This is a genomic window from Pseudomonas sp. AMR01, assembly GCF_041946035.1.
Taxonomy (GTDB): Bacteria; Pseudomonadota; Gammaproteobacteria; order Pseudomonadales; family Pseudomonadaceae; genus Aquipseudomonas; species Aquipseudomonas antarctica_B.
Window position 1 is genome coordinate 171,582 of sequence record NZ_JAUTYR010000006.1, and the last position, 25,124, is coordinate 196,705.

The following is a 25,124-nucleotide window of genomic DNA, read 5'->3' on the forward strand; positions in this document are numbered from 1 at the left end:
TGAGCGGGCGCCATCGCAGGCAAGCCAGCTCCCACATTTGATCGGTGATCGACCGGACAACACAGTCCAATTGTGGGAGCTGGCTTGCCTGCGATGAGGCCCTCATTCCACTCGAGTTTCCCCGGTAAACACCAAGGTCTGCCGACACCGACGGCACAAATACCGCCGTCCCTGACCCACCAATGCATGGCGCTGCGACGAAAACGGAAAATCACTGTCCGCACACGGGCACCGGTAGATATAGCGGGTCACCTGCCGACGTTTGACCTGATAGGTATGGCACCGGTCCGGCGGCAGTTCGTAAACCCCGCGCATGATCAGTTGCCATTCCTCGCCATGGGGCTGGATGCGCTCGCCAAACAATTGGTGCGCAATCAGGTGCGCCACTTCATGGGCCACGGTTTGCTTGAGGAAGTGTTGGCTGTTTTCACGGTACAACTGTGGGTTGAAGCGCAGCAGGTTCTCGTGCAAATGCGCGACACCCGCCTTCTGGCCCCGCAGCTTGAGGCTGACGTGGGGGCGCTTGAAGCTTCGTTTAAAAAAGGATTCGGCTTGCAGGAAACAATCTTCGACGCGGGTATTGAGTTGCTCGGGCATGCTGTACATATCTCCAGAGACGTCCAGTATGCCGCAAAGCTGAGTGTTTCCGAATCTGTCAGGCGCCGAATGGTCATGCATAACGCACAAAGCCACCTTTCGGTGGCTTCTCCTGCAGTGTTCGGTGAATCAGTTGGTGTAGATCGGCCCTACGCCCAGGCCCCAGACGATCACGGTAAACGCCATGATCGCCACCAGCACCACCAGCCCAACAGCCAGCACCGAGCTGGAAAACAGGAACCCTTCGTCCGGGTCGATGCTCATGAAGGTCGGCAGCCCCACATACAGCAGGTAAACCGTGTAACAGATCGCTGCCGTGCCCACGACCATGCCCAGCCACATATGCGGATAGAGCGCTGAAAGCCCGCCGATAAACAACGGTGTTGCGGTGTAGGTCGCAAATGCCACGCACCGCGCCATGCTCGGGTTGGCGTCGTAGGTGCGAGCCATCCAGTGGATAAACGCGCCCATCACCGCTACACCGCCGAGCATGGCGGCGTACGACATGATCGTCATCCACAGCGCACTTTCCTGAGTCAGCATCACCGGCGCGCGGTTGCCGATGACCCAACCCACCTGCGTAGTACCGATAAAGGCGGAAACGGCGGGGATCGCCGCGAGAATCAAGGTGTGAGTGAGGTACATGTGGCTGATGCTTTCTTCTTTATCGCCACGAATTTCCCGCCATTCCCTGTCGGGATGGGTAAATAGCCCCACGACGTGATGGATCATGCCAGTCACTCCTGTCGTTGTTACCATCGCCCCCCATCGGAGCGCCCACGGGCCAAATGGCCTCAAAGGTCCCGGATAGTTGTGCGACCTCAAGCTGGAGTATAGGAAGTGATGACCGGAAAAACCGTAGGGCCTTTAGAGCAAATCGCGCTGTAAACAGTGTGGTTAATCGCGGTGAGGTCTGTCTGGCAATACTCAATCGAAAATGTGGGAGCGGGCTTGCTCGCGAAGGCGGCGTGTCAGTCGTGCAGGTATCAACTGACACGCCGCCTTCGCGAGCAAGCCAGCTCCCACATTGGAACTTCGGCATCCTTATCGGTAAAATGCCGCGTTTTTCGTCACACACCTCCAGCGGATCCAAGCGCCATGGGCACTCTTACGGTCAACCAGAACAAACTGCAAAAACGCCTGCGTCGCCTGGCCGGTGAAGCGGTCGCCGATTTCAATATGATTGAGGACGGCGACAAGGTGATGGTCTGCCTTTCCGGCGGCAAAGACAGCTACACGATGCTCGATGTGTTGCTGCACCTGCAAAAGGTCGCGCCCATCACGTTCGAAATCGTCGCCGTCAACATGGATCAGAAACAGCCAGGTTTCCCCGAGCATGTACTCCCGGCCTATCTGAAAACACTGGGCGTGGACTATCACATCGTCGAAAAAGACACCTATTCGGTGGTCAAGGAGCTGATCCCGGAAGGCAAGACCACCTGTTCGCTGTGCTCGCGCCTGCGCCGTGGCACGCTGTACACCTTTGCCGATGAGATCGGCGCAACCAAAATGGCGCTGGGTCATCATCGCGACGATATCGTCGAGACCTTTTTCCTCAACATGTTTTTCAACGGAGCCCTCAAGGCCATGCCGCCCAAGCTGCGCGCCGACGATGGCCGCAACGTGGTGATCCGCCCGCTGGCGTATTGCAACGAAAAAGACATCCAGGCCTACTCCGACCTCAAGCAGTTTCCGATCATCCCGTGCAACCTGTGTGGCTCCCAGGAAAACCTGCAACGCCAGGTGGTCAAGGACATGCTGCTGGAGTGGGAGCGCAAGACCCCTGGCCGCACCGAAAGCATCTTCCGCAGTTTGCAGAACGTGCAGCCGTCGCAACTGGCTGACCGCAACCTGTTTGACTTCAACAGCCTCAAGATCGACGAGAGCGCCGCTTCGCGCTTTGTCAATGTAGTGAACCTCTAAGCGGTTTCAACGCTCTGACACACGGCGCTTGCGGGCGCCGTTTTCAATTTGATTCCCGGGAGAGGGCATGCGCGATTACAAGTGGTTGCACGAATTTTGTCTGAACCGCTTCGGCTCGGCGGCCGAACTGAACGCCCACCTGCCTGTACCCAAGACCCCGGCGCAACTGCGCAAGATCAGCGATGACCGCTACTTGTCGACCCTGGCGCTGCGGGTATTCCGCGCCGGGCTCAAGCACAGCGTAGTGGACGGCAAGTGGCCGGCGTTCGAGCAGGTATTTTTCGGCTTCGATCCGGAAAAAGTCGTGTTGATGGGCGCCGAGCACCTGGAGCGCCTGATGCAGGACACGCGCATTATCCGGCACCTGGGCAAACTCAAAAGTGTGCCACGCAATGCGCAGATGATTCTGGATATCGAGCAGGAAAAGGGCAGCTTTGGCGCGTTTATCGCCGAATGGCCGGTGACCGATATCGTCGGGTTGTGGAAGTACCTGAGCAAACACGGCCATCAACTGGGCGGTTTGTCGGCCCCGCGCTTCTTGCGCATGGTCGGCAAGGATACTTTTGTACCGAGCTATGACGTGGTGGCGGCGTTGAACGCACAGAAGATCGTCGACAAAGCGCCGACCAGCCTGCGGGATCTGGCGGCGGTGCAGGGGGCCTTCAATCAATGGCATGCCGAGAGTGGGCGACCAATGTGCCAGCTGTCGATGATGCTGGCTTATACGGTGAATCATTGAGACCGAGGTGACCCTATCGCAGGCAAGCCAGCTCCCACAGGGGAATGCATTCCAAATGTGGGAGCTGGCTTGCCTGCGATGGCGATTGTCAGGCAGACACAGCCTCTGCCACCAACCGCCGGTTCAACTGATGCCGCCAGCGCACATACAACAACGCGGTACAAAACACCGCCAGGCTCGCCAGCATTTCCAGCACCCCAAACCATTGCCGGTTCGGGTCATAGGCTGCCAGCGCGCCTTTGATGAAATACAAATTCACCACAAAACACATCCACGAATGCCCGCGCGCACTGCCGAGCAGCATTCCCGGCGCGAGCACCAGCAGCGGCACCAGTTCGATCAGCAGAATCACCCAGGGCCGCGCGCCGTGCAGGTCGGCCAAAAACAGGTAATACCCGCACAGCAACCCCACCAGGCCCAAAAACGCCAGCAGGCTCAAGACCCTGGCGATTTTGACTCGCGGCTCCAGCCACGCCTGGGGCGGCAGGACCTTAGGTTTGCGGGCCACGGCCGTTCTCCAGCAGGATCGCGGTTTTCGCCAGGCGCAGCCCAAGGGCGCGGCACAAGGTAATTTCATGGGGGTCGAGCATGCGCTTGCCGTCCGGCCCCGCGTGGTGGCTGGCGCCATACGGCGTGCCGCCGCCCTGCGTGTCGAGCAAGGCCTGTTCACTGTAGGGCAGGCCGGTAATCAGCATGCCGTGGTGCAGCAGCGGCAGCAGCATCGACATCAGCGTGGTTTCCTGGCCGCCGTGCAGGCTGGCAGTGGAGGTAAATACTCCGGCCGGTTTGCCGACGAGCGCGCCGGTCAGCCACAGGTTGCTGGTGCCGTCGATAAAGTATTTGAGCGGTGCGGCCATGTTGCCGAAGCGCGTCGGGCTGCCGAGCGCCAGGGCCGAGCAGTTTTTCAGGTCGTCGAGGCTGGCATACAGCGCACCTTCCTCCGGGATGCTCGGCGCCACGGCCTCGCACTCGGTGGAGACCGCCGGCACGGTGCGCAGGCGCGCTTCCAGCCCGGCTTGCTCGATACCGCGCGCAATGTGTCGCGCCATCTCGCTCACCGAGCCATTGCGGCTGTAATACAACACCAGCACATACGGCGCAGTCACGGCAGAATCTCCAGCACGTTTTCCGGCGGCCGGCCAATGATGGCTTTGCTCGCGGTTTCGAGGATCGGGCGTTCCATCAGCTTCGGATGCTCGGCGATCGCGGCAATCAGTTGCCCTTCGCTGAGGCTGTCGTCGGCCAAGTTGAGGGCTTTATATTCGTCTTCGCCAGTGCGCAGCAGTTGGCGCGCGCCGATGCCGAGCTTGCCGATCAACGCCTTTAATTGCGCGGCACTCAGCGGGGTTTCCAGGTAGCGCACCACGGTCGGCTTGAGGCCACGGGCTTCCAGCAGTTCGAGCGCACCGCGGGATTTCGAGCAGCGCGGGTTGTGATAAAGCGTCAGATCGGTCATGTGCGGGTCGCATCTTGCGTAAGGTGGCGGGTATTCTACCTGCGCAGCAACCTGTCCTTAAACCGTAAGAGGCGATAGGTCGCAGCCAACGTTCATTTTTTGCGAAGGATTACCCCATGACAAGGCGACTGATCGGTGCATTGGCGATCATCACAACCCTGCTGCTCAGCGGCTGCGGTAACGATTACGGCGTTGACCAAAATGGCAAGAAAGTAGCGGCCGAGCGCTTGGACAAACACTGGGTGGTGGTCAATTATTGGGCCGAATGGTGTGGCCCGTGCCGCACGGAAATCCCCGAGCTCAACGCCTTGGCCGAGCAATTGAAAGGGCAGAATGTGGGCGTGTTCGGGGTCAACTTCGACAACGTGCAGGGTGAAGAGCTTAAAGCTGCCAGCGAGAAGCTGGGGATCAAGTTCACCGTACTGGCGCAGAACCCGGAAGAGATTTTCGACATTCCGCGCAGTGAGGCGCTGCCGGTGACCTACATCATCGATGACAAGGGCAAGGTGCGTGAGCAGTTGATGGGCGAGCAGACGGCGGAAGGGGTGCTGGCCAAGCTCAAGGCCTTGCGCGGTTAGAGCGACAATAAAAACCAGTGTGGGAGCGGGCTTGCTCGCGAAGGCGGTGGGTCAGTCTACTTAAGGTGCGAATGACACACCGCCTTCGCGAGCAAGCCCGCTCCCACATTTGGATCGTGGAAACCCAGGATCAGCCTTCTTCGCGCCAGAGGCGAATCGGCTTGCCTTCAGCCGGCCAGAAACGCGCCTGCTCGATCGGCGAAATGTCCCAGCGCTCGACGCCTTGCAGGGCCTGGAAGAAGCGGTGTTCCTGCTCCATCAAGGCCTCGGCGCAGAGTTTGCGGGTGCTGCCGACCTTGCCGAAGCTGAGCTTGTCGCCATTCACGGTGTACGGCGCAAACCAATGGTTGCAGCCGCCATTGCCGTAGGCGCGGCCATCAGCGCCGAGGGTGACGGTCAGGTGCGCGTAATCCATCAACGGCCGCTCGCCAATCCATTCCACCACGTAGCTGTGATCCTTCTCTAACTTCACCGCGTCGCCGGCGCAGCCCGTCAGGGCAACCCCGACGGCCGCGAGCAGCAGCAGGCCTTTCATTGCCCGGCCTGCTGGCATTTCGGGCAACGGTGCTTGTCGCCTGCGGTGGCCCAGCCCAGTTCCTTGATGCGCGCAGTGGCAGCCGGTTGCAGCGGCTCTTTGCTCAGCTTGGTTTCCACCGCAAATTCAAAGTCGAGCACCTTGTCGCAGCTGTCGCAGTTAACCTTCCAGGTGTGAATCTCCAACTCGCCGAACTTCGGCCCCTGCGCCATGGCGACCCATTGGCCCGCCGGGCGGATGGAGTAACGCGCGTCACCTTCGACGGTCAGTCGCATCGACAGGGTTTTACTGCCGCGCAAGGTGACGATCAAGACGTCGCCATGCTTGATCGAACCTCCGTTGCCGGTGATTTGGTAACGGCCCGGCACCAGGGCGCGGCATTCGATCAGGGTGTGTTGCGGGCTCAGCAAGCTGAAGCGGAAATCGTGTTCGGCCATGGATCCTCCAAATAGGCGCGGCATCCTATCACGGGTGCCGGCTCATCATGAGCCCCGTATGTGACCGCTGATCATCCGTGGACAAGGTTCTGCGGCTGGCCTTTTGCCCATGCCGCAATGTTGGCCAGGGTCGTGCCGGCGATGGCTGCCAGAGCTTCGCGGGTGAGGAACGCCTGGTGGGCGGTGATGATGACGTTGGGGAAGGTCAGCAGGCGGGCGAGCACGTCATCTTGCAGGGGCAGGTCGGAACGGTCCTCGAAAAACAACTGAGCTTCTTCCTCATATACATCCAGCCCCAGATAGCCGAGCTGGCCGTTCTTGAGCGCTTCGATGAGTGCCGGTGTGTCGACCAAACCGCCGCGCCCGGTATTGATCAACATCGCGCCGGGCTGCATATGCGCCAGGGACTCGGCGTTGATCAAGTGTTTGCTGTCGTCGGTAAGCGGGCAGTGCAGGCTGATGATCTGCGCCTTGGCCAGCAGCTCGGGCAGGCCCACGTAACGGGCGCCGAGGGCTTCGACCTGCGGGTTGGGAAAGGGGTCGTAGGCAAGCAACTGGCAACCGAAACCGGCCATGATTTTGGCGAACGTGGCGCCGATCTGCCCGGTGCCCACTACGCCGACGGTCTTGCCCACCAGGTCGAAGCCGGTCAGCCCGTGCAGGCTGAAATCGCCGTCGCGGGTGCGGTTGTAGGCGCGATGCAGGCGGCGGTTGAGGGCGAGAATAAGTGCAACCGCGTGTTCGGCCACCGCGTGAGGCGAGTAAGCGGGAACGCGCACGATGGTCAGGTCCAGGCGCTTGGCGGCGGCGAGGTCGACATGGTTGTAACCGGCCGAGCGCAAGGCAATCAGACGGGTGCCGCCATTCGCCAACTGTTCCAGCACCGGGGCGCTGAGGTCATCGTTGATAAACGCGCAAACCACCTCGTGGTGCTCCGCCAGCGCCACGGTGTCGAGGTTGAGGCGGGCGGGCTGAAATTGCAGCTCGATGCCCGAGGGCAGGGGCTCACCGAGAAAGCTGTCGCGGTCGTAGGTCTGGCTGCTGAAAAGAATGACGCGCATCAAAAAGCTCCCTGCACTCACTGAAATAAACCCATAACTCCCCCTGTGGGAGCCCGCTCCCACAGAATAGTCAGGCGCTGACCCGCGCCTCACTGGCCAGCCGGGCAATCGCCATGTCCAGCTCATCCAGTGCGGCCATGGCTTTGGCGTCGTCCTGTTTGAGCAGCGTCTCGGCGCGCTGGCAGGCGGCGCGCAATTGCGGGACGCCGCAGTAGCGGGTGGCGCCGTGCAAGCGGTGCACGCGTTCGATCAACGCGTTGTTGTCCTTGGCTTCGCGCGCGACGGTAATGGCCAGGCGGTCGGCTTCCAGTGAGGCCAGCAGCATCGCGAGCATGTCGGCGGCCAGATCGCTTTTGTTGGCCGCCAGGCGCAGGCCTTCTTCGTGGTCCAGCACCACCAGTTTCACGCCCGGGCCCACGCTGTCGTTGTTGCGTTCCGGGCCTTGATTGCGCAGTGCCAGCCCCGTCCATTTCAACACCACCTGGGCCAGTTGCCGTTCGCTGATCGGCTTGGTCAGGTAGTCGTCCATACCGCTTTGCAGCAACGCGCGTTTTTCGTTGGCCATGGCGTGGGCGGTGAGGGCAACCACCGGCAGCGGCGTGCCGTGGCGCTCGCTTTCCCACTGGCGGATCGCCTCGGTGCTTTGACGACCGTCCATGCCCGGCATTTGCACGTCCATCAGCACCAGGTCGAAGGTTTCCTGCTTCACCGCATCGATGGCCGCGTAGCCACTGTCGACCGCGTGGACCTTGGCGCCCATGTCTTCAAGCAGGGTTTGCACCAGCAACAAGTTGGCCGGGTTGTCGTCCACGCACAGCACGCGCGGCGCCCGGCTGGACAGCGGTTCGCCGGGCTCGTTGCGCAACGGGCGCGGGCTGATCAGGTCGGCGAGGGCGCGGCGCAACTTGCGTGTACACGCAGGTTTTGCCTGCAACTGACTGTTGGGGTTGGGCACCGATTGGTTGAACAGCATCTGTTCGGTGGTCGGGCACAGCACCAGCACCTTGCAGCCCAGGTGTTCAAGGTCCCACAGGTGCTGGTTAAGGCGTTCAGGCGGAATGTCGTTGGCGGTGACGCCGAGTACCGCCAAGTCAATTGCCTGCTCGGTCTGATGGGCGCTGGTAATGCCGTTGGTCAGGCTTTCCAGGGTATTGAACGGCGTGACTTCCAGGCCACAGTCTTCCAATTGATGTTGCAGGGCCTGGCGCGCCAGTTCGTGGTTTTCCAGCACTGCCACGCGCCGCCCGAGCAGCGGCGCGGAGGGCAGGTCGTCGACGTCGTCGCGGGTTTTGGGCAGGCTTAAACTGATCCAGAATTCCGAGCCTTCGCCCGGCGTGCTGTCCACGCCGATTTCACCGCCCATTTGCTCGATCAAACGTTTGGAGATCACCAGCCCCAAACCGGTGCCGCCAGGCTGGCGTGACAACGAATTGTCGGCCTGGCTGAACGCCTGGAACAGCGCGCGCACGTCCTGATTGGACAGGCCTATGCCGGTGTCTTGCACACTGATGCGCAATTGCACGCTGTCTTCCTGTTCGTCCTCGACCATCGCGCGGGCCACAATCGTGCCTTCGCGGGTGAACTTGATCGCATTGCTGATCAGGTTGGTCAGGATCTGCTTGAGCCGCAACGGGTCGCCCACCAAGGCCAGCGGGGTGTCGCGGTAGACCAGGCTGACCAGTTCGAGATGCTTGGCATGCGCGGCGGGGGCGAGGATGGTCAATGTGTCTTGCAGCAAGTCGCGCAAGTTGAACGGCACGCTGTCGAGGACCAGTTTGCCGGCTTCGATTTTCGAGAAGTCGAGGATTTCGTTGATGATGCCTAACAGGTTGTCGGCGGATTTTTCGATGGTGCCCAGGTAATCCAGCTGGCGCGGCGACAGTTCGCTTTTTTGCAGCAGGTGGGTAAAACCGAGGATGCCGTTGAGCGGGGTGCGGATTTCATGGCTCATGTTGGCCAAAAACTCCGACTTGATGCGGCTGGCCTCCAGGGCCTCTTTACGCGCCAAGTCCAACTCGATGTTCTGGATTTCAATGGTTTCCAGGTTCTGGCGCACGTCTTCGGTGGCCTGGTCGATGCTGTGTTGCAGTTCTTCCTGGGCATTTTGCAGGGTTTCGGCCATGCGGTTGATGCCCGAAGCCAACTGGTCCAATTCCTGGCTGCCAAGCGGTGGCAGTCGGGTTTCCAGGTTACCGTCCTTAAGCTGGGCCACGGCTTGCTTGATCTTGCCAATCGGCGAATTGATGGTGCGGCTGATGCGCAGCGCCAGGACAGCGGTGCAGATCAGGCCAATGGCGATCAGCAGCAGGCTGGCAAACAGGCTGCGGTAGCCGCGCAACAGCATGCCATTGTGGGACAGCTCCACTTCCACCCAGCCCAGCAGGCGGTCGGCTTCATCGGGGATCAACTCACCGGCGAGGTTGCGATGGCGGCCAAACACCGGCAGCAAGTAGCGCGTGGCGTCATTGCCAGTGCGCTGCAACAGGTGCGAACTGTTGCCGACCGGTGGCTGGTTGAGCATGGTCGGGCCGGCGTGAGCCAGGGGCGAGCGGTCCGGGGCGAGGAACGACACGGTACGCACGTCGGTTTGCTCCAGGGACTGGGTGGCAATGCGCTCGAGCAGGTCGGTGTTCTTGACGCTGAGGGCAGGGGCCACCAACGGCGCCAGTTGTTCGGCGATCATTTCGCCGCGTTGCAGCAGCTGGGTCTGCAACTCCGAGAGCTGCATCCAGGTGAAATAGCCCCCCAACAGCAAGGCCATCAGGCTGGTCGGTAATAAGGTCAGCAACAGTACGCGGCCTTTTATCCCCATTCTTCTAAGCACGCCACTCTCCTGCTACCACGCGGTTATCAATTATCCGCACGGGCATCCGGCCCGCGCCACCTGCGCAGTGTAGCCATTTGCTGGCTGTGGAATCTTGCAAATTCATGACTTGCGGCAATCTTCGGGCCATTCGCCGGTGGCTGGCGATTGCCTGTGGGCATTTAATCTTCAACAAGCAGCTATTGAGAATGTCCTGCAGACGCTGGCGTCAGGTTGGTCGCATGTGGGCGGAAAACTCCGGTCAGGGCCTGAGCGTGCATCTGCAACTGCCGGCCCGTTAACCTCCACGCGCGCGGCGTTGTTTGCGCTTTTTCCATTGGTGCGCGACCCACCAGCGCCAATAGCCCATGGTCAGGAGGTAGGCCAGCGCGCCCAATACCAGCCCCAACACCACGGACCCCAGCAGGAAGGGCTGCCACAGCGTGCTCAACTGCCCGCTGATCCACTCCCACGTGAGGTTGTCGGGCAGGCTGCGCGGCGGCACATTCATCAGCCACGCACCGGTCATGTAGGTGCAGATAAACACCACCGGCATGGTAATCGGGTTGGTCAGCCACACCAGGCTGACGGCGATGGGCATATTGCCGCGCACGGCAATTGCCAGCACTGCCGCCAACAACATCTGCAGTGGGATCGGAATAAACGCCGCGAACAAACCCACCGCCATGGCGCGCGCGACAGAGTGCCGGTTCAGGTGCCAGAGGTTTGGATCGTGCAGCAAGGTGCCGAGAAACTGTAATGACTTGTGTTCCCGGATGCTGCTGGGATCGGGCATGTACCGCTTGAATAGGCGCCGGGGCATAAGGGGTCCAGGTCAGTTCGAGGGGCAAGTATGCCCGCATTCCATAAACAGAAAATTCAGACTTTGTGACAAAACATCATAGGCCGAGCACCGCGAACGGCTAAGACTGAGTGGATCACTTGAAAAGGATGATTCATGAGAACAGGGCTGTTCGCACTCAGCATCGGCTTACTGTCGCTGCGGTTTCTACCGGCACTGCCGTCAACCGGCGGGCTGTTTGCCATGCCGGTCATGGCCTTGATGCTGTTGCCGTTTCGTACCTATCCGCTGGGGTTTTTCCTGCTGGTGTTGAGCTGGGCGTGCATGAGTGCGCAGTGGGCGCTGGACGATCGCCTCAACCCCGCACTGGACGGGCAAACGCGCTGGGTTGAAGGCCGTGTGGTCGGTTTGCCGCAGCAGACGCCGGCCGGCGTACGCTTCGAACTGGCCGACAGTCGGTCGCGTACTGCTCGATTACCCCAGCGCATCCGCGTGTCCTGGCACGGTGGCCCGCCGATAAACAGCGGCGAGCGCTGGCGTCTGGCACTGACGCTTAAGCGGCCGTCTGGTTTGCTCAACTTTCACGGTTTTGACTATGAAGCCTGGCTGCTCGCCCAGCGCGTGGGTGCCACTGCGTCGGTGAAGGACGGCGAACGCCTGGTGCCGGCGCGCAATGCCTGGCGCGATCCGCTGCGCCAGCGGCTGCAGGCTGTTGATGCACAAGGCCGTGAAGCGGCGGTCGCGGCGTTGGTGCTGGGGGACGGCGCCGGGCTGGAGGCTGAAGAGTGGCGAGTGCTGCAAGACACCGGCACCGTGCATTTGCTGGTCATTTCCGGCCAGCACATCGGTTTGCTGGCCGGGCTGATCTACGGCCTGATCGCAGGGTTGGCGCGATACGGGTGTTGGCCGCGCAGCATGCCGTGGCTGCCGTGGGCGTGCGGGCTGGCCTTTGCTGCGGCGCTGAGCTACGGCCTGCTGGCGGGGTTCGGTGTGCCGGTGCAGCGTGCGTGTGTAATGGTTGGGCTGGTGTTGCTCTGGCGCTTGCGTTTTCGGCATCTGGGCGTCTGGTTGCCGCTGTTGCTGGCGCTTAATAGTGTGTTGATGCTTGAGCCGCTGGCCAGCTTGCAGCCGGGGTTCTGGTTGTCGTTTACGGCAGTCGCAATTCTGATAGTGGCCTTCGGCGGGCGCCTGGGGCCCTGGAGTGTCTGGCAGGTGTGGACCCGTCCGCAGTGGCTGATCGCCGTGGGCATGTTTCCGGTGTTGCTGGTGCTGGGGTTGCCGATCAGTCTCAGCGCGCCCGTGGCGAATCTGTTTGCGGTGCCGTGGATCAGCCTGGTGGTGTTGCCGTTGGCGTTGCTTGGCACTGCGCTGCTGGCGGTGCCTTGGGTGGGCGAAGCGCTGCTGTGGTTGGCCGGTGGTGCGCTGGATTGGCTGTTCAAGCTGCTGACGCTGTTGGCCGGGCAACGCCCGGCCTGGATACCCGCCGAAGTGCCCTTGGGCTTTTGGTGCGTGAGTGTAGCGGGCGCGGTGTTGCTGCTGCTGCCCAAAGGTGTGCCCTTTCGGCTGCTGGGCTGGCCAATGCTGTTGCTGGCAGTTTTCCCGCCTAAAGAGCAGGTGCCCCATGGGCGGGTGGACGTGGTGCAACTGGATGTTGGCCAGGGGCAGTCGGTCATCCTGCGCACCCGCAACCACGCGCTGCTCTACGACGCGGGTCCGCGCTCGGGTGCGATTGACCTTGGCGCCCGTGTGGTACTGCCGTCGTTGAGAAAACTCGGGGTAGGTGCGCTGGACATGATGGTGCTCAGCCACGCCCATGCCGATCACGCGGGCGGGGCGGCGGCAGTGGCCCGTGGGCTTTCTGTCAAGCGAGTGGTCGGCGGGGAAACCGACGGCTTGCCCGTGTTTCTCGAGGCTCGAGCATGCATCAGCGGTGAGCGTTGGGCGTGGGATGGCGTGCTGTTTGAGCTGTGGCAGTGGCCTGGCGCCACTGCCAGCAACCCAAAATCCTGTGTGCTGCGGGTGCAGGCCAATGGCGAGGGCCTGCTGCTGACCGGCGATATAGATCGCGCAGCCGAAACAGCGTTCCTGGCCTCACCCCTGGCAGTGCGCACCGACTGGCTGCAAGCGCCCCACCATGGCAGTCGCAGTTCTTCATCCGTCGCCTTTGTGCAGCGCCTCGCGCCAGGGGCAGTGCTGATTTCCCGAGGCCGTGGCAACGCATTCGGTCATCCCCATCCGCAGGTGGTGGCGCGTTATCAGGCAGTGGGCAGCCAGGTGTATGACAGCGCCGAGCAGGGGGCTGTGCGGCTGCAATTGGGCGCGTTTCAAGCACCGATGGTTGCGCGCAGTCAACGCCGTTTCTGGCGCGAAGCGTTACCGTAATCCTGCGTTACCAAAGACTGGAGCCCGCGACGGGCGGGTCCAGGGCGGACGAACCCCGCGACTGAACCTATATGGTAAAGTGGCGCACTTTTTCGAGGGGACATTCACTGTGTGGGAATTGGTCAAATCCGGCGGCTGGATGATGTTGCCGATCATCTTGAGCTCCATCGCCGCACTCGGCATCGTTGCCGAACGCCTGTGGACCCTGCGCGCCAGCCGTATCACGCCCGATCATCTATTGGGGCAGGTCTGGGGCTGGATCAAAAACAAGCAGCTGGACAAGGACAAACTCAAGGAGCTGCGCGCCAACTCGCCACTGGGTGAAATTCTCGCGGCGGGCTTGGCCAACTCCAAACACGGTCGCGAGATCATGAAAGAGTGCATCGAGGAGGCCGCCGCCCGGGTTATCCATGAAATGGAGCGCTACATCAATGCGCTCGGCACCATTGCGGCCATGGCACCGTTGCTCGGTTTGCTGGGGACGGTTCTGGGCATGATCGACATTTTCAGCTCGTTCATGGGCTCGGGCATGACCACCAACGCCGCTGTGCTGGCGGGGGGCATTTCCAAGGCATTGATCACCACGGCTGCGGGCTTGATGGTGGGTATTCCTTCGGTGTTCTTCCACCGTTTCCTGCAACGACGCATCGATGAATTGGTGGTCGGTATGGAACAGGAAGCCATTAAGCTGGTGGAAGTGGTGCAGGGCGACCGTGATGTTGACTTCGTCGAGGGCCGAGCGTGAAATTTCGCCGCAAGCGCCGGGAAAACGTCGATATCAATCTCGCGTCCCTGATCGACGTGGTGTTTATCCTGCTGCTGTTTTTTGTCGTCACCACCACGTTTACCCGGCAAACCCAGCTGCGTGTTGACCTGCCGGAAGCGGTAAGCGGTTCGCCAGCCGAGGACCAGGAAGTCAAACAGCTGGACGTCGCCATCAGCGCCGATGGCGTGTTTTCGGTGAATAACCAGTTGCTTGAGAAAAACGACCTCAAAAGCCTGATGGACGCCCTGCAGAAAGAGTCTGGCGGTGATACCAACCTGCCGCTGTCGATCAGTGCCGATGGCAAGACCCAGCATCAAGCCGTGATCACCGCAATGGATGCCGCCGGCAAGCTGGGCTTCAGCCATTTGCGCATGACCACCGTAGAGGCGGCGAGCCAACCCTGATGGCCATGTCTGATCGTTTGCTCAAAGCCTGGTACGAAGGCCATGCTGCCCTCGCGCTTTTGCGCCCGTTGGAGTCTTTGTACCGCCGAGTGGTGCAGCGCAAGCGCGCGCGTTTCCTGGCGGGCGAGGGCGAAATCTATCAATCGCCGGTGCCGGTGGTGGTGGTCGGCAACATTACGGTGGGCGGTACGGGCAAGACGCCAATGATTCTGTGGCTGATCGAGCATTGCCGGCGCAGTGGCTTGCGTGTCGGCGTGGTCAGTCGTGGCTACGGTGCAAAACCGCCGCAATTGCCGTGGCGAGTCGAAGCCGACCAGAGCGCCGAGGTGGCCGGTGATGAGCCGTTGCTGATCGTGCAGCGTTGCGGCGTACCGTTGATGATCGACCCCGATCGCGGTCGCGCGGTAGAAGCGCTGCTGGCCAGCGAGCCGCTTGACCTGATTCTTTCCGACGACGGGTTACAGCATTACCGCCTGGCTCGCGACCTTGAACTGGTGCTGATCGACGCCGCGCGCAGCCTGGGCAACCGCCGTTGCCTGCCTGCCGGGCCGTTGCGTGAGCCGGTTGAGCGCTTGCAGAGTGTCGATGCGCTGCTCTATAACGGCGCCGCAGCGGATCGCGAGGATGGTTTCGCCTTTCGGCTGATGCCTGCGGCGCTGATCAATCTGAAAACCGCCGAGCGCCAGCCGGTCGATTATTTTCCCGCTGGCCAGCAGGTGCATGCGGTCGCCGGCATCGGCAACCCGCAACGTTTCTTCACTACCCTTGAAACGCTACACTGGCGGCCAGTACCCCATGCGTTTGCCGACCACGCGCCCTATAGCGCAGAGGTCCTGAATTTTACGCCGTCATTGCCACTGGTCATGACTGAAAAGGACGCGGTGAAGTGCCGCGCCTTTGCCAGGCCCGACTGGTGGTACCTTGCGGTGGATGCGGTGCCGTCGCCGGCGTTTGTCGCCTGGTTCGACACACAGTTGATGCGCCTGTTGCCCGCCCGTCTTTTGCCTTAACCCGCTTTTTTCCAGGAAACATTCATGGACACCAAACTGCTCGATATCCTCGCTTGCCCGATCTGCAAAGGCCCGCTAAAGCTCAGCGCCGACAAAACCGAGTTGATCAGCAAAGGCGCTGGCCTGGCTTACCCGATCCGTGATGGCATCCCGGTGATGCTGGAAAGCGAAGCGCGCACACTGACCACCGACGAGCGCCTGGATAAATGACCACAGCCTTTACCGTTGTCATTCCCTCCCGCTACGCATCGACCCGCCTGCCGGGCAAACCGCTGCAATTGATCGGCGACAAGCCGATGATCCAGTTGGTGTGGGAACAGGCCTGCAAAAGCAGCGCCGAACGCGTGGTGGTCGCCACCGATGACCCGCGCATCATCGAGGCCTGCAAGGGCTTTGGCGCCGAAGCGGTGCTGACCCGCGAAGACCACAACTCCGGCACCGACCGTCTGGCCGAAGTCGCCACGCACCTGGGCCTGGCGCCTGATGCCATTGTCGTCAACGTACAGGGCGACGAGCCGCTGATCCCGCCAAGCGTGATTGATCAGGTGGCTGCCAACCTGGCCGCCCATGGCGAAGCGCGCATGGCGACCCTCGCCGAACCCATCGAAGACATCGACACCCTGTTCAACCCGAACGTGGTGAAAGTGGTCACCGACATCAACGGCCTGGCGCTGACCTTCAGCCGCTCCACCTTGCCGTGGGCGCGTGACGCATTCGCCAAGAGCCGCGACGTATTGCCGGAAGGCGTGCCGTACCGCCGTCACATCGGCATCTACGCCTATCGCGCGGGTTTTCTGCATGACTTCGTGAGCTGGGGCCCGTGCTGGCTGGAAAACACTGAATCCCTGGAGCAACTGCGTGCCCTGTGGCACGGCGTGCGCATCCATGTGGGCGATGCCCTGGAAGCGCCGCCAGCTGGCGTCGACACCCTGGAAGACCTTGAGCGCGTCCGTCGCCTGCTGGGGGCTTGATGGACGTTTTGTTCGTCTGTCTGGGCAACATTTGCCGCTCGCCCACCGCTGAAGGCGTATTGCGCCATAAATTGCGCGCCGCGGGCCTGGCGGGCCAGGTCGAGGTGGCGTCTGCCGGAACAGGCGAATGGCATGTCGGCAACCCGCCGGACCGGCGTAGCCAGCAAGCTGCGCTGGCGCGGGGTTATGACTTGTCGGCCCAGCGTGCCCAACAGGTTTGCCGCGCCGATTTCTCGCGTTATGACCTGATTCTGGCCATGGACCACAGCAACCTGCGCAACCTCAAGGCCATGCAGCCGGGTCAGGGCAAGGCCGAGCTGGATTTGTTCCTGCGCCGCTACGACGGTGAAGTGGACGAAGTGCCAGACCCTTACTACGAAGGCGAACAAGGCTTTGAACGAGTCCTGGACCTGATCGAAACAGCCTGTGATTTATTGGTCATTGAATTGAAGGGGCAGTTATGACCTTGCAAGTGCTCTCGCAGGTATCGCTCAAGCCCTTCAACAGCTTTGGCATCGACGTGCGCGCCCAACTGTTCGCCGAAGCGCACAGCGACGCCGAGGTGCGTGATGCCCTGGCCTATGCGGCCGCGCAAGCGCTGCCATTGCTGGTCATCGGCGGTGGCAGCAACTTGCTGCTGACCCAGGACATTCCGGCACTGGTGCTGCGCATGGCGACCCAGGGCATTCGGGTGCTGCAAGATGACGGTGTGCACGTGGTGGTCGAGGCCGAAGCGGGCGAGGCCTGGCATCCGTTTGTGCTGTGGACCCTGGCGCACGGCTTTTGCGGCCTGGAAAACTTAAGCCTCATCCCCGGCACCGTCGGTGCGGCGCCGATGCAGAACATTGGTGCCTACGGCATTGAGATCAAGGACGTATTTTCCGGCCTGACCGCGCTGGATCGTCAGACCGGCGAGCTGCGCGATTTCAATCTGCAAGACTGCCAGTTCGCCTACCGCGACAGCCTGTTCAAGCACCAAACCGGGCGTTGGTTGATTCTGCGCGTGCGTTTTGCCTTGAGCCGGGCCAGCCACCTGAAACTCGACTACGGCCCGGTGCAACAGCGCTTGGCGGCGCAGGGGATTAGCGAGCCAACGCCAAGCGACGTCAGCCGAGCGATTTGCAGCATCCGCCGTGAAAAGCTGCCGGACCCTGCACAGTTGGGGAATGCCGGGAGCTTCTTCAAGAACCCGCTGGTGTCCCAGGCACTCGCAACCGAGCTGCAAGCGCTGTACCCGGATCTGGTGGCCTACCCACAGCCCGATGGGCAGATGAAGCTCGCCGCTGGCTGGCTGATCGACAAGGCCGGCTGGAAGGGCTTTCGCGACGGTGACGCGGGCGTGCACGCGCTACAGGCGCTGGTGCTGGTCAACTATGGCACTGCCACCGGGCACGACATTGCGAACCTGGCGCTGCGTATCCAGCAGGACATCGCCGAGCGCTTCAAGGTAAACCTGGAAATGGAACCCAACCGGTACTGAATCGGCGGGCAATAAAAAGCCCCGTATCTTTCGATACGGGGCTTTTTTATGCCGCTAACAATCAGTCATCACGGCTCATGATGCCGAAGATCTGCAACAGGCTGATGAACAGGTTGTAGATCGATACATACAGGCTGATGGTCGCCATGATGTAGTTACGCTCGCCGCCATGAATGATGGCGCTGGTCTGGAACAGGATGCACACGGAGGAGAACAGCACGAAACCGGCGCTGATCGCCAACTGCAAGCCGCTGATCTGGAAGAACATGCTGGCAACCACTGCACCCAGCAACACGAAGAAGCCTGCGGTGATGAAGCCACCGAGGAAGCTCATGTCCTTGCGGGTGATCAGCACGTAGGCCGACAAACCACCAAACACCAGTGCCGTCATGGCAAAGGCCGAGCTGACCACTTCAGCGCCGCCGGCCATGCCGAGGTAACGGTTGAGGATTGGGCCGAGGATAAAGCCCATGAAACCGGTCAAGGCAAACGCCGACACCAGGCCCCAGGCCGAGTCACGCAGCTTGTTGGTCAGGAAAAACAGACCGTAAAAGCCAATCAGCACGACAAAGATATTCGGGTAGCGGACGTGCATCTGCTGAGCCATGAACGCCATTACGCCGCTGAATGCGAGGGTAAGGGCGAGCAAGCCGTATGTGTTGCGCAATACGCGGCTGACTTCAAGCTGCTCAGCCTGCGCGTTACCATTCACTGCGTAATTCTGTTCGCGCATGGCGACACTCCTTCAGTTTTGAAACGTTCAGTCGCAAAGATCATAACAGACGCTCTGTAACAAGCCATGCCGAGAGTTTGACAGTGTGTTTCATTCGGGTATTATGGCGCCCGCTGAGACAGGATGGGCTACTATAATCCTGTGATGCAACAGGGAAATTGGCAGAGTAGTTGTGTGCACCGGTCTTGAAACCCGGCGGACGTTAATAGCGTCTCAGGGTTCTTAACTAAGGCTATCTCCAGTTGCACCTTGCGGTATCGCTTCATCGCGTCATCGGAATACACGGGAAATTGGCAGAGTGGTTGAATGCACCGGTCTTGAAAACCGGCGGACGTTAATAGCGTCTCCAGGGTTCGAATCCCTGGTTTCCCGCCGCGAACTCAATAAAATCAAGGGCTTAGATGAAAATCTAGGCCCTTTTTTTATGCTTTTTCAGCTACTGCCTGGGGTAGGGGGCGCCACCCCTTGCATCGAACTGCCCACTGACTCGAATTGGCACATTAAGCTCGAATAAAAAAAGCGCCCTCAAGAGGGCGCAAAGGTACTCACCTTAACCAAAGGAGTTAACGTCAGGTGAATGCTGTGAGGCTGTTGATAGCGGTGGTTGACTCCACTCGCTGCCTATCAGCCATGAGTAGGTTCATGAGTATCGAGCGTGGAATGATGCTGCGGAAGATTCGCACCGGCCTTACGTAGAATTACGTAGAAAATCGGCGTGAGGAATAGTCCGAAAACGGTGACACCAAGCATTCCTGAAAAGACTGTCACGCCCGTCGCGAAGCGGATTTCACTCCCGGCGCCGGAGCTGATTAGGAGCGGTACGGCACCGGCAATAAAGGCTGCGGAGGTCATGATGATCGGTCTCAGGCGCAGGCGGCTCGCTTCCAATGCGGCTGCCATCGTATTCTTGCCTGCCATCTCAAGCTCCCGAGCAAATTCGACGATCAGAATCGCGTTTTTGCACGCCAGCCCCATCAATACCACCAAGCCCACTTGAACAAACACGTTGTTGTCCCCGCCTGAAATCCACACGCCGGTCAACGCTGCGAAGGCGCAGATAGGCACGATCAGGATTACTGCGAAAGGCAACAGCCAGCTCTCGTACAGAGCAGCAAGCACCAGGAATACCAGCAGCACTGCGACGGAAAACACCACAGATGATGCATTGCCCTGGGTGGTTTGCTGGTAGCTCAGGTCTGTCCACTCGAGTTCGATGCCTTTGGGAAGCGTGCGTGCAGCAACTTCTTCGATGGCCTTGATTACTTGAGCTGATGACAATACCGAAGGATCTGCATCTCCAATAATGTCTGCTGCTGGATAGCCGTTGTAGCGCATGGCTGGGTCAGGGCCGAATGTCGAGGAGATAGTGACGAACGCTCCCAACGGTACCATCTCACCCTTAGCGTTTTTGACACGCAACTGGGAAATATCGGACGGTGTCTGCCGGAACTCGGCGTCTGCTTGCGCTACCACTCGGTATACCCGTCCGAACATCGTAAAGTCGTTGATGTAAACCGAGCCCATAAAGGTTTGCAGCGTGTCAAATATTGCCGATAACTCCACGCCATGCGCTTTCGCTTTGACTCTATCAACCTTAACGTCAAGTTGAGGCAGGTTCGACTGATAAGAGCTCACAGGCCAAGTCATACCCGGAATTGCCGAAACCTCAGTTTGAAAATTTTCGACTGCTTGCTGAAGTGCCGCATAGCCGAGCCCTTCCCGATCCTTTAGGTAAAGTGAATAGCCTGAGCCGTTACCAAAGCCCTGGATCGGTGGCGGTAGTAGCGAATAAGCGACCCCATCTGTAACTGCAGCCAGCTTGGCGTTAAATTCTCGATTGATCTCCTCCGCGCTACGCTTACGTTCTTCAAAAGGTTTGAGAATGATGTATGACGTGACTAGATTCGACGTGTTCGTGTTTTGGAGCGCATTGAAGCCAATGTAAGAACTCGCGACATCAATGCCCTCCACTGTGCTGGCAATCTCGGAGATATCTCGGGCAACGTCCTCCGACCTGGAAAGCGAAGCGCCCCCCGGCAGCGTCGCGCCGGCGAACAGGTATAGCTTGTCTTGATTGGGGATGAAGCCTGCGGGAATTGCGTTAAATAGCACACCGGTTAGCGCCAGCATGCCGACGTATACGGCCATAACCAGGCCACGGCGGGGTATGAGCCTTCCAATCGTCCGTTCGTATGCAATCGATTTACGTAGGAAATACAGGTTAAAGGGTCGCAGCATCCAACCTAGCGCGAAGTCCATAGCTCGCGTCAGTTTGTCCTTGGGCGCGCTATGTGGCTTGAGCAGAATGGCCGCCAGCGCAGGGGAAAGGGTTAGCGAATTGAGAGTCGAGATCACCGTCGAAATGGCTATCGTCACCGCAAACTGTTTGTAAAAACTACCCGTCACACCGCCTAGGAAGGCCATTGGCACGAATACCGCGCACAAGACTATACCGATAGCCAGAATAGGCCCTGAAACCTCTTTCATCGCCTGGTGGGCCGCGCGTCGCGCATCTAGCCCAAGTTCCATGTTTCGCTCTACGTTTTCCACCACCACAATGGCGTCATCGACAACAATGCCTATCGCCAAGACCATGCCGAACAGAGTGAGGGTATTGATCGAGTACCCAAACAAATAAAGAAATGCAAACGTGCCTACGATCGAGACGGGAACTGCCACCAGTGGGATGATTGACGCCCGCCAGGTTTGCAGAAAAACCACCACGACCAATACGATCAGGATCAACGCCTCTATCAGGGTATGCTCGACGGCTGAAATTGACGTCCTGACAAATATTGTCGGATCCCAAACACTTTTATACTCGACGGCCGCCGGGAAATTTTTGGCTAGTGCATCTAGTTTGCTATAGACCGCGTCAGCGACGCCTAAGGCATTCGCCCCAGGGGTGAGGAAAATACCGAAGGAGACTTCGGGCTTGTCTCCGCGTAGCACTCGCATCGTATAGTCACCCGCATCTAGCTGAACGCGGGCTACATCAGAGAGGCGGATAATCTGCCCGTCACCACCCGCCTTGATAGAGATGTCGCCAAACTCTTGGGCGGACGTAAGTCGGCCTTGAACGTTGATCGAAACCAAAAAGTCAGTGCCTGCGGGTGAGGGCTCTGCACCCAATTGCCCGGCGGAGACTTGAACATTCTGCTGGCGAATCGCACTGACCACGTCCTGTGCGGTGAGATCACGTGCCGCTAGTTTGTTCGGGTCAAGCCAGATACGCATGGCGTAATCACCCGCGCCGTAAAGGACTACGTCGCCTATCCCGGATAGACGCGTGAGTTCATCTTTTACGTGAAGTCGCAGGTAGTTACGCAAGTACAGTGTGTCGTACTTGTCGTCTTTTGAGAAAAAGCTCACGTACATCAGTGGTGTTGGGGATTGCTTCTGAGTCGAAACCCCATATTGCTGTACCGCCTCCGGTAGGCGTGACAATGCTTGGCTTACGCGATTTTGAACGCGAACAGCGGCATCGTCGGGGTTTACGCTGGTGTTGAATGTCGCAGTCACCTGCAAGCTTCCGTCGGAGCTTGCCACTGACTTCATGTACAACATGTCCTCAACGCCGTTGATGTTTTCTTCCAGCGGTATGGCAACTGACTCGGCGATCTCCTTTGGATTAGCACCGGGATAGTTTGCTTTGACCACTACCGTAGGAGGGATCACGTCGGGATATTCACCCGTTGGTAGCAACGGTATCGCTATCAGGCCAGCGAGGAATATCAGTACCGACAGGACGATCGCGAAGGTCGGACGATCGATAAAAAATTTTGAAAAGTCCACAGATATGCCCTTAACGTGATGCAGACGGATCTAAAGTATTGAATTCCGCCACTTTCTTTTCTGCGGCCGAGTACATCGGAATTACTGCAACCTCCGCTCCAGTAATGTGCTGATGACCGGATGTCACAACTGTATCGCCGGCGAGTAGGCCGCTTGTTACGACTCTTAAACCTTTATATGCCTTCCCAATCTTCACATCCCTACGCTGAGCAACGTTCTCTGAGGTCACGACATAAACATATTTTCTGTCTTGATCTGTAATAATCGAAGTCTCCTCAATAAGAACAACTTCACTCTTGTCTTCTGCAGCCAGTTGTACTTTTGCATAGAGACCCGGCGTGAGGCTGCGGTCTGAGTTATCGATGGTGATGCGCGCACGGATAGTGCCGGTAGAGGCATTCACCTCATTGTCAATAAAGCTTAATACGCCTTTGTGCGGGTAGTTGGCGTCATCAGCAAGCCCTACACGAGCCAGAAACTTTTGTGAATCTCTACTTTTAATGTTGTTGCGTATGTAGCTTTTTTCGTCTGGATCGAAATATACGTAGACCGGATTTTGCGAAACAACGGTTGTCATTACACTTTGATCCGCGATGGCAAGGTTGCCCACCGTTGATTGAGCCTTACTCGTCTTCCCATTGATCGGCGACCGAACTTTTGTAAACTCAAGGTTGAGCTGCGCAACGGCGAGATAGGACTGTGCCGCGTCAAGCTCGGACTGAGCCTGGCGCTGACTTCGCAGAGCATCATCAGCGACTTTTTGAGAGATGGCTTTGAAAGGTAGGAGCTTTTCGGCTCTGATCGCATCTTTCTGGGCGTACTCAAGATTAGCTTTGGCCCTCTCTCTATCAGCCTTGGCGCTGTTGACGGCCGCTTGATAAGGGCGTGGATCAATTTCAAACAATAGGTCGCCTTTTTTTACCTCCGCACCCTCTTGGTACACCACCTTGAGTATGTATCCACTGACGCGCGGTCTGATGGCGACAGACTCGACCGCTGCTACACGACCATTGAACTCTTCCCAGTCAGCTATCTTTGCGCTGGTAGCGCTAGCCACATTCACAACGGGTGCGGCCGTCTCAACGCTTGGTGTGCTTTCCTGTCTGCAGGCAGATAAGAGTATGGAGGTGAGAAGGGCACTTGTAGTCAAAAAAAAGCGGGAAGAGTTACCAACCATTATTGCAGCTCCACTGTATTACTACTTCAGTTGGTTTTTTCGTTACTGTTTGAAACGTTTACTTCTCCTTGAGCGGTCGACAGAGTCTCTCTTTCAGAGGTTTGACGCGCCAGCTCTGCCTTTTTTTCGCTTTTCTCCTTATTTTCCTGTTGTTGTTGAAAGAACTGTTTGTTGCGTTCATTAAAGCGCTGCAATGCCTCGGCACCATCGCTTGCAAAGGTTGCATTTCCCACGAATAGGCCAGCAGTAACCCCAATAAGCAGCAATGTCTTTTTCATGATTTGTGTCTCGAATTTAGATGGAAAAATTCGCTGGGCGTACGATTCAGTACATAGGTAGTGGCCAGCAGGGGCGCACTTTATTTGAACGTAAAGGTAAGATAAACTAGCTGTATTCGGTTTTATCGTACGGGAAGTCGGACAATGGCGTTGGATCGGTTGGAAGCGATGCGTGCGTTCTGCAGGATCGTAGAAGTAGGGAGTTTCGGTGGCGCCGCCGAATCATTGGGATTAGCGAAAACGACAGTTTCGGGGCAAATTCAGGCTTTGGAGGTGCTATTGGGTATGAAGCTGTTACACCGCACTACCCGAAAAGTATCACCTACAACGGAAGGATCGGCTTATTACCTTCGTGCAAGAGCCGTACTGGACGATGTTGACGATTTGGAAGCTTCCGTATCGATGAACCGCAGTATTGTGCGTGGTCGTATACGTATTGAAATGCCTCCCGCTGTTGGGTTGTCGTTAGTCGTCCCGGCGCTACGCGACTTTACGGCGAAGTATCCGGAGACTCATCTGGATGTGGGTTGTAGCGATCGGGTAGTGGATTTGGTGGAAGAGGGCATCGACTGCTCAATCAGGGGTGGTGTTGTCTCAGACCCCAACCTTGTGTGCAAAGTCATCGGGCGTGTTCAACTCGCACTGTGCGCCTCACCGAATTATTTAAAAGAATCTCCCGGTCTCTCCTCACCTGAGGATTTACTAGTCCACAAGAATCTGGGGTACCGATTCTCGGCGAATAACCGGCGGTATTTGCCTCAGATGTTTCGTGGCCACGACTCGTTTAGTCTGGATGTTCCGGTATCCATGTATTTCAACAATGGCGGCGCGTACACCGCAGCGGCAGTCGCAGGGCTCGGTATCGCCTTCTTGCCGCGTGCGGAAGCGCAGCAATATTTTGCTAAAGGGATGCTCGAGGAAGTTCTGACGGACTGGACTTTGGAATCGATTCCGCTCTCTTTGGTTTACCCACATACCCGACATTTGTCAGCTCGCGTCAGAGCTTTCGCCGACTGGGTGACAACGTTGATGCGCGATGATCCCTGTTGGCGGCTTGAGCGAGAGAACTCACAGTATGACGAGTCTCACAACACGACGAACCACTAGCTTTCTGCGGTGCTTTGAAAAGAGAGGCCTACAGTAGCTAATAGTCCACCGGTGTCGGCTGTTTATGGTTGTACGGATGGCCGTGGAACA

Annotated in this window: 26 protein-coding genes and 1 tRNA gene; 13 read left to right on the forward strand and 14 right to left on the reverse strand. The window is 58.8% G+C overall.

The genetic code is table 11. The features are described 5' to 3' along the window. Positions 1-102: 102 nt before the first annotated feature. Together Q7C20_RS08550 and Q7C20_RS08555 are read right to left on the reverse strand one after the other, a co-directional pair. A complete protein-coding gene (locus tag Q7C20_RS08550; RefSeq protein ID WP_375066748.1) occupies positions 103-597 on the reverse strand; it encodes a SprT family zinc-dependent metalloprotease in 495 nt (164 codons plus the stop codon). Positions 598-726: 129 nt separating this feature from the next. Further along, a complete protein-coding gene (locus Q7C20_RS08555) occupies positions 727-1,329 on the reverse strand; it encodes a Yip1 family protein (RefSeq protein WP_375066749.1) in 603 nt (200 codons plus the stop codon). A gap of 366 nt (positions 1,330-1,695) precedes the next feature. On the opposite strand from Q7C20_RS08555, the gene ttcA reads away from it, so the two are divergent. Together ttcA and Q7C20_RS08565 are read left to right on the forward strand one after the other, a co-directional pair. Next, positions 1,696-2,520 carry a tRNA 2-thiocytidine(32) synthetase TtcA gene (gene ttcA, locus Q7C20_RS08560; RefSeq protein WP_375066750.1) on the forward strand — a complete coding sequence of 275 codons (825 nt, stop codon included), beginning with the start codon at positions 1,696-1,698 and terminating at the stop codon, positions 2,518-2,520. Positions 2,521-2,587: 67 nt separating this feature from the next. Then, positions 2,588-3,259, forward strand: coding sequence for a DNA-3-methyladenine glycosylase I (locus Q7C20_RS08565; protein WP_348058682.1), 672 nt, complete (start codon positions 2,588-2,590; stop codon positions 3,257-3,259). Between the two features lie 88 nt (positions 3,260-3,347). Here the strand turns inward: Q7C20_RS08565 and Q7C20_RS08570 are convergent, their stop codons facing one another. Genes Q7C20_RS08570 through arsC form a run of 3 tightly spaced genes read right to left on the reverse strand, consistent with a single transcriptional unit; the run spans position 3,348 to position 4,715 of the window. Next, positions 3,348-3,767, reverse strand: coding sequence for a DUF2069 domain-containing protein (locus Q7C20_RS08570; RefSeq protein WP_375066751.1), 420 nt, complete (start codon positions 3,765-3,767; stop codon positions 3,348-3,350). Beyond that, on the reverse strand, positions 3,751-4,365 hold the full coding sequence (wrbA, locus tag Q7C20_RS08575) for an NAD(P)H:quinone oxidoreductase (RefSeq protein ID WP_375066752.1): 615 nt from the start codon (positions 4,363-4,365) through the stop codon (positions 3,751-3,753). The genes Q7C20_RS08570 and wrbA overlap by 17 nt, the downstream gene beginning before the upstream one ends. Continuing rightward, the gene (gene arsC / locus Q7C20_RS08580) at positions 4,362-4,715 is read right to left on the reverse strand and encodes an arsenate reductase (glutaredoxin) (protein WP_375066753.1); all 354 of its coding nucleotides are present in this window, start codon (positions 4,713-4,715) and stop codon (positions 4,362-4,364) included. Before arsC ends, wrbA begins: the two co-directional genes overlap by 4 nt. A gap of 116 nt (positions 4,716-4,831) precedes the next feature. Between arsC and Q7C20_RS08585 the strand changes: the two genes are divergently transcribed. Further along, positions 4,832-5,293: a TlpA disulfide reductase family protein gene (locus tag Q7C20_RS08585; protein WP_348058690.1), complete on the forward strand. Its 462-nt coding sequence runs from the start codon at positions 4,832-4,834 to the stop codon at positions 5,291-5,293. A 130-nt stretch (positions 5,294-5,423) separates the two neighbouring features. On the opposite strand, the gene Q7C20_RS08590 is transcribed toward Q7C20_RS08585, so the two are convergent. From Q7C20_RS08590 to Q7C20_RS08610, 5 genes are all read right to left on the reverse strand, one after another. Then, the gene (locus Q7C20_RS08590; protein WP_348058692.1) at positions 5,424-5,828 is read right to left on the reverse strand and encodes an META domain-containing protein; all 405 of its coding nucleotides are present in this window, start codon (positions 5,826-5,828) and stop codon (positions 5,424-5,426) included. Further along, positions 5,825-6,265 (reverse strand): hypothetical protein, encoded by a 441-nt coding sequence (locus tag Q7C20_RS08595; protein ID WP_375066754.1) that lies wholly within the window; start codon positions 6,263-6,265, stop codon positions 5,825-5,827. The genes Q7C20_RS08590 and Q7C20_RS08595 overlap by 4 nt, the downstream gene beginning before the upstream one ends. Before the next feature lie 71 nt (positions 6,266-6,336). Further along, positions 6,337-7,326, reverse strand: coding sequence for a 2-hydroxyacid dehydrogenase (locus tag Q7C20_RS08600; RefSeq protein WP_375066755.1), 990 nt, complete (start codon positions 7,324-7,326; stop codon positions 6,337-6,339). Positions 7,327-7,396: 70 nt separating this feature from the next. Further along, positions 7,397-10,150 (reverse strand): response regulator, encoded by a 2,754-nt coding sequence (locus tag Q7C20_RS08605; RefSeq protein WP_375066756.1) that lies wholly within the window; start codon positions 10,148-10,150, stop codon positions 7,397-7,399. Positions 10,151-10,427: 277 nt separating this feature from the next. Beyond that, positions 10,428-10,952, reverse strand: a complete 525-nt coding sequence (locus Q7C20_RS08610; RefSeq protein WP_375066757.1) for a DUF2062 domain-containing protein — start codon at positions 10,950-10,952, stop codon at positions 10,428-10,430. Positions 10,953-11,087: 135 nt separating this feature from the next. On the opposite strand from Q7C20_RS08610, the gene Q7C20_RS08615 reads away from it, so the two are divergent. From Q7C20_RS08615 to murB, 8 genes are all read left to right on the forward strand, one after another. Beyond that, complete coding sequence (locus tag Q7C20_RS08615; protein ID WP_375066758.1) at positions 11,088-13,313, forward strand: DNA internalization-related competence protein ComEC/Rec2; 2,226 nt, start codon at positions 11,088-11,090, stop codon at positions 13,311-13,313. Positions 13,314-13,422: 109 nt separating this feature from the next. Continuing rightward, entirely contained in the window at positions 13,423-14,058 is a 636-nt protein-coding gene (locus Q7C20_RS08620) for a MotA/TolQ/ExbB proton channel family protein (RefSeq protein ID WP_348061839.1), read from the forward strand. Next, positions 14,055-14,483 carry a biopolymer transporter ExbD gene (locus Q7C20_RS08625; RefSeq protein WP_348061838.1) on the forward strand — a complete coding sequence of 143 codons (429 nt, stop codon included), beginning with the start codon at positions 14,055-14,057 and terminating at the stop codon, positions 14,481-14,483. Before Q7C20_RS08620 ends, Q7C20_RS08625 begins: the two co-directional genes overlap by 4 nt. Further along, positions 14,483-15,493 carry a tetraacyldisaccharide 4'-kinase gene (gene lpxK / locus Q7C20_RS08630; RefSeq protein WP_375066759.1) on the forward strand — a complete coding sequence of 337 codons (1,011 nt, stop codon included), beginning with the start codon at positions 14,483-14,485 and terminating at the stop codon, positions 15,491-15,493. Before Q7C20_RS08625 ends, lpxK begins: the two co-directional genes overlap by 1 nt. A gap of 24 nt (positions 15,494-15,517) precedes the next feature. Next, positions 15,518-15,703: a Trm112 family protein gene (locus Q7C20_RS08635; protein ID WP_003174668.1), complete on the forward strand. Its 186-nt coding sequence runs from the start codon at positions 15,518-15,520 to the stop codon at positions 15,701-15,703. After that, the gene (gene kdsB / locus Q7C20_RS08640) at positions 15,700-16,464 is read left to right on the forward strand and encodes a 3-deoxy-manno-octulosonate cytidylyltransferase (RefSeq protein WP_375066760.1); all 765 of its coding nucleotides are present in this window, start codon (positions 15,700-15,702) and stop codon (positions 16,462-16,464) included. Before Q7C20_RS08635 ends, kdsB begins: the two co-directional genes overlap by 4 nt. Next, positions 16,464-16,928, forward strand: coding sequence for a low molecular weight protein-tyrosine-phosphatase (locus Q7C20_RS08645; RefSeq protein WP_375066761.1), 465 nt, complete (start codon positions 16,464-16,466; stop codon positions 16,926-16,928). The genes kdsB and Q7C20_RS08645 overlap by 1 nt, the downstream gene beginning before the upstream one ends. Then, entirely contained in the window at positions 16,925-17,944 is a 1,020-nt protein-coding gene (gene murB, locus Q7C20_RS08650; protein WP_375066762.1) for a UDP-N-acetylmuramate dehydrogenase, read from the forward strand. The genes Q7C20_RS08645 and murB overlap by 4 nt, the downstream gene beginning before the upstream one ends. A gap of 61 nt (positions 17,945-18,005) precedes the next feature. Here the strand turns inward: murB and Q7C20_RS08655 are convergent, their stop codons facing one another. Next, a complete protein-coding gene (locus tag Q7C20_RS08655; protein ID WP_078743256.1) occupies positions 18,006-18,677 on the reverse strand; it encodes a Bax inhibitor-1/YccA family protein in 672 nt (223 codons plus the stop codon). A 284-nt stretch (positions 18,678-18,961) separates the two neighbouring features. On the opposite strand from Q7C20_RS08655, the gene Q7C20_RS08660 reads away from it, so the two are divergent. Beyond that, positions 18,962-19,049, forward strand: a tRNA-Ser gene (locus Q7C20_RS08660). Between the two features lie 252 nt (positions 19,050-19,301). Here Q7C20_RS08660 and Q7C20_RS08665 read toward each other — a convergent pair. Genes Q7C20_RS08665 through Q7C20_RS08675 form a run of 3 tightly spaced genes read right to left on the reverse strand, consistent with a single transcriptional unit; the run spans position 19,302 to position 23,927 of the window. Beyond that, positions 19,302-22,472, reverse strand: coding sequence for an efflux RND transporter permease subunit (locus tag Q7C20_RS08665; protein WP_375066763.1), 3,171 nt, complete (start codon positions 22,470-22,472; stop codon positions 19,302-19,304). Between the two features lie 10 nt (positions 22,473-22,482). Next, positions 22,483-23,649 carry an efflux RND transporter periplasmic adaptor subunit gene (locus tag Q7C20_RS08670; protein WP_375066764.1) on the reverse strand — a complete coding sequence of 389 codons (1,167 nt, stop codon included), beginning with the start codon at positions 23,647-23,649 and terminating at the stop codon, positions 22,483-22,485. A gap of 26 nt (positions 23,650-23,675) precedes the next feature. Continuing rightward, positions 23,676-23,927, reverse strand: a complete 252-nt coding sequence (locus tag Q7C20_RS08675; protein WP_375066765.1) for a hypothetical protein — start codon at positions 23,925-23,927, stop codon at positions 23,676-23,678. A gap of 144 nt (positions 23,928-24,071) precedes the next feature. Between Q7C20_RS08675 and Q7C20_RS08680 the strand changes: the two genes are divergently transcribed. After that, the gene (locus Q7C20_RS08680) at positions 24,072-25,034 is read left to right on the forward strand and encodes a LysR family transcriptional regulator (RefSeq protein WP_375066766.1); all 963 of its coding nucleotides are present in this window, start codon (positions 24,072-24,074) and stop codon (positions 25,032-25,034) included. The last annotated feature ends 90 nt before the right edge of the window (positions 25,035-25,124 follow it).

What these genes read in the sequence shown, in the direction of transcription:
- Q7C20_RS08550 (WP_375066748.1), bottom strand. Translation starts at nt 597, where the DNA reads ATGCCCGAGCAACTCAATACCCGCGTCGAAGATTGTTTCCTGCAAGCC.
- Q7C20_RS08555 (WP_375066749.1), bottom strand. Translation starts at nt 1,329, where the DNA reads ATGATCCATCACGTCGTGGGGCTATTTACCCATCCCGACAGGGAATGG.
- ttcA (WP_375066750.1), top strand. Translation starts at nt 1,696, where the DNA reads ATGGGCACTCTTACGGTCAACCAGAACAAACTGCAAAAACGCCTGCGT.
- Q7C20_RS08565 (WP_348058682.1), top strand. Translation starts at nt 2,588, where the DNA reads ATGCGCGATTACAAGTGGTTGCACGAATTTTGTCTGAACCGCTTCGGC.
- arsC (WP_375066753.1), bottom strand. Translation starts at nt 4,715, where the DNA reads ATGACCGATCTGACGCTTTATCACAACCCGCGCTGCTCGAAATCCCGC.
- Q7C20_RS08585 (WP_348058690.1), top strand. Translation starts at nt 4,832, where the DNA reads ATGACAAGGCGACTGATCGGTGCATTGGCGATCATCACAACCCTGCTG.
- Q7C20_RS08590 (WP_348058692.1), bottom strand. Translation starts at nt 5,828, where the DNA reads ATGAAAGGCCTGCTGCTGCTCGCGGCCGTCGGGGTTGCCCTGACGGGC.
- Q7C20_RS08595 (WP_375066754.1), bottom strand. Translation starts at nt 6,265, where the DNA reads ATGGCCGAACACGATTTCCGCTTCAGCTTGCTGAGCCCGCAACACACC.
- Q7C20_RS08600 (WP_375066755.1), bottom strand. Translation starts at nt 7,326, where the DNA reads ATGCGCGTCATTCTTTTCAGCAGCCAGACCTACGACCGCGACAGCTTT.
- Q7C20_RS08610 (WP_375066757.1), bottom strand. Translation starts at nt 10,952, where the DNA reads ATGCCCCGGCGCCTATTCAAGCGGTACATGCCCGATCCCAGCAGCATC.
- Q7C20_RS08615 (WP_375066758.1), top strand. Translation starts at nt 11,088, where the DNA reads ATGAGAACAGGGCTGTTCGCACTCAGCATCGGCTTACTGTCGCTGCGG.
- lpxK (WP_375066759.1), top strand. Translation starts at nt 14,483, where the DNA reads ATGGCCATGTCTGATCGTTTGCTCAAAGCCTGGTACGAAGGCCATGCT.
- Q7C20_RS08635 (WP_003174668.1), top strand. Translation starts at nt 15,518, where the DNA reads ATGGACACCAAACTGCTCGATATCCTCGCTTGCCCGATCTGCAAAGGC.
- kdsB (WP_375066760.1), top strand. Translation starts at nt 15,700, where the DNA reads ATGACCACAGCCTTTACCGTTGTCATTCCCTCCCGCTACGCATCGACC.
- Q7C20_RS08645 (WP_375066761.1), top strand. Translation starts at nt 16,464, where the DNA reads ATGGACGTTTTGTTCGTCTGTCTGGGCAACATTTGCCGCTCGCCCACC.
- murB (WP_375066762.1), top strand. Translation starts at nt 16,925, where the DNA reads ATGACCTTGCAAGTGCTCTCGCAGGTATCGCTCAAGCCCTTCAACAGC.
- Q7C20_RS08655 (WP_078743256.1), bottom strand. Translation starts at nt 18,677, where the DNA reads ATGCGCGAACAGAATTACGCAGTGAATGGTAACGCGCAGGCTGAGCAG.
- Q7C20_RS08670 (WP_375066764.1), bottom strand. Translation starts at nt 23,649, where the DNA reads ATGGTTGGTAACTCTTCCCGCTTTTTTTTGACTACAAGTGCCCTTCTC.
- Q7C20_RS08675 (WP_375066765.1), bottom strand. Translation starts at nt 23,927, where the DNA reads ATGAAAAAGACATTGCTGCTTATTGGGGTTACTGCTGGCCTATTCGTG.
- Q7C20_RS08680 (WP_375066766.1), top strand. Translation starts at nt 24,072, where the DNA reads ATGGCGTTGGATCGGTTGGAAGCGATGCGTGCGTTCTGCAGGATCGTA.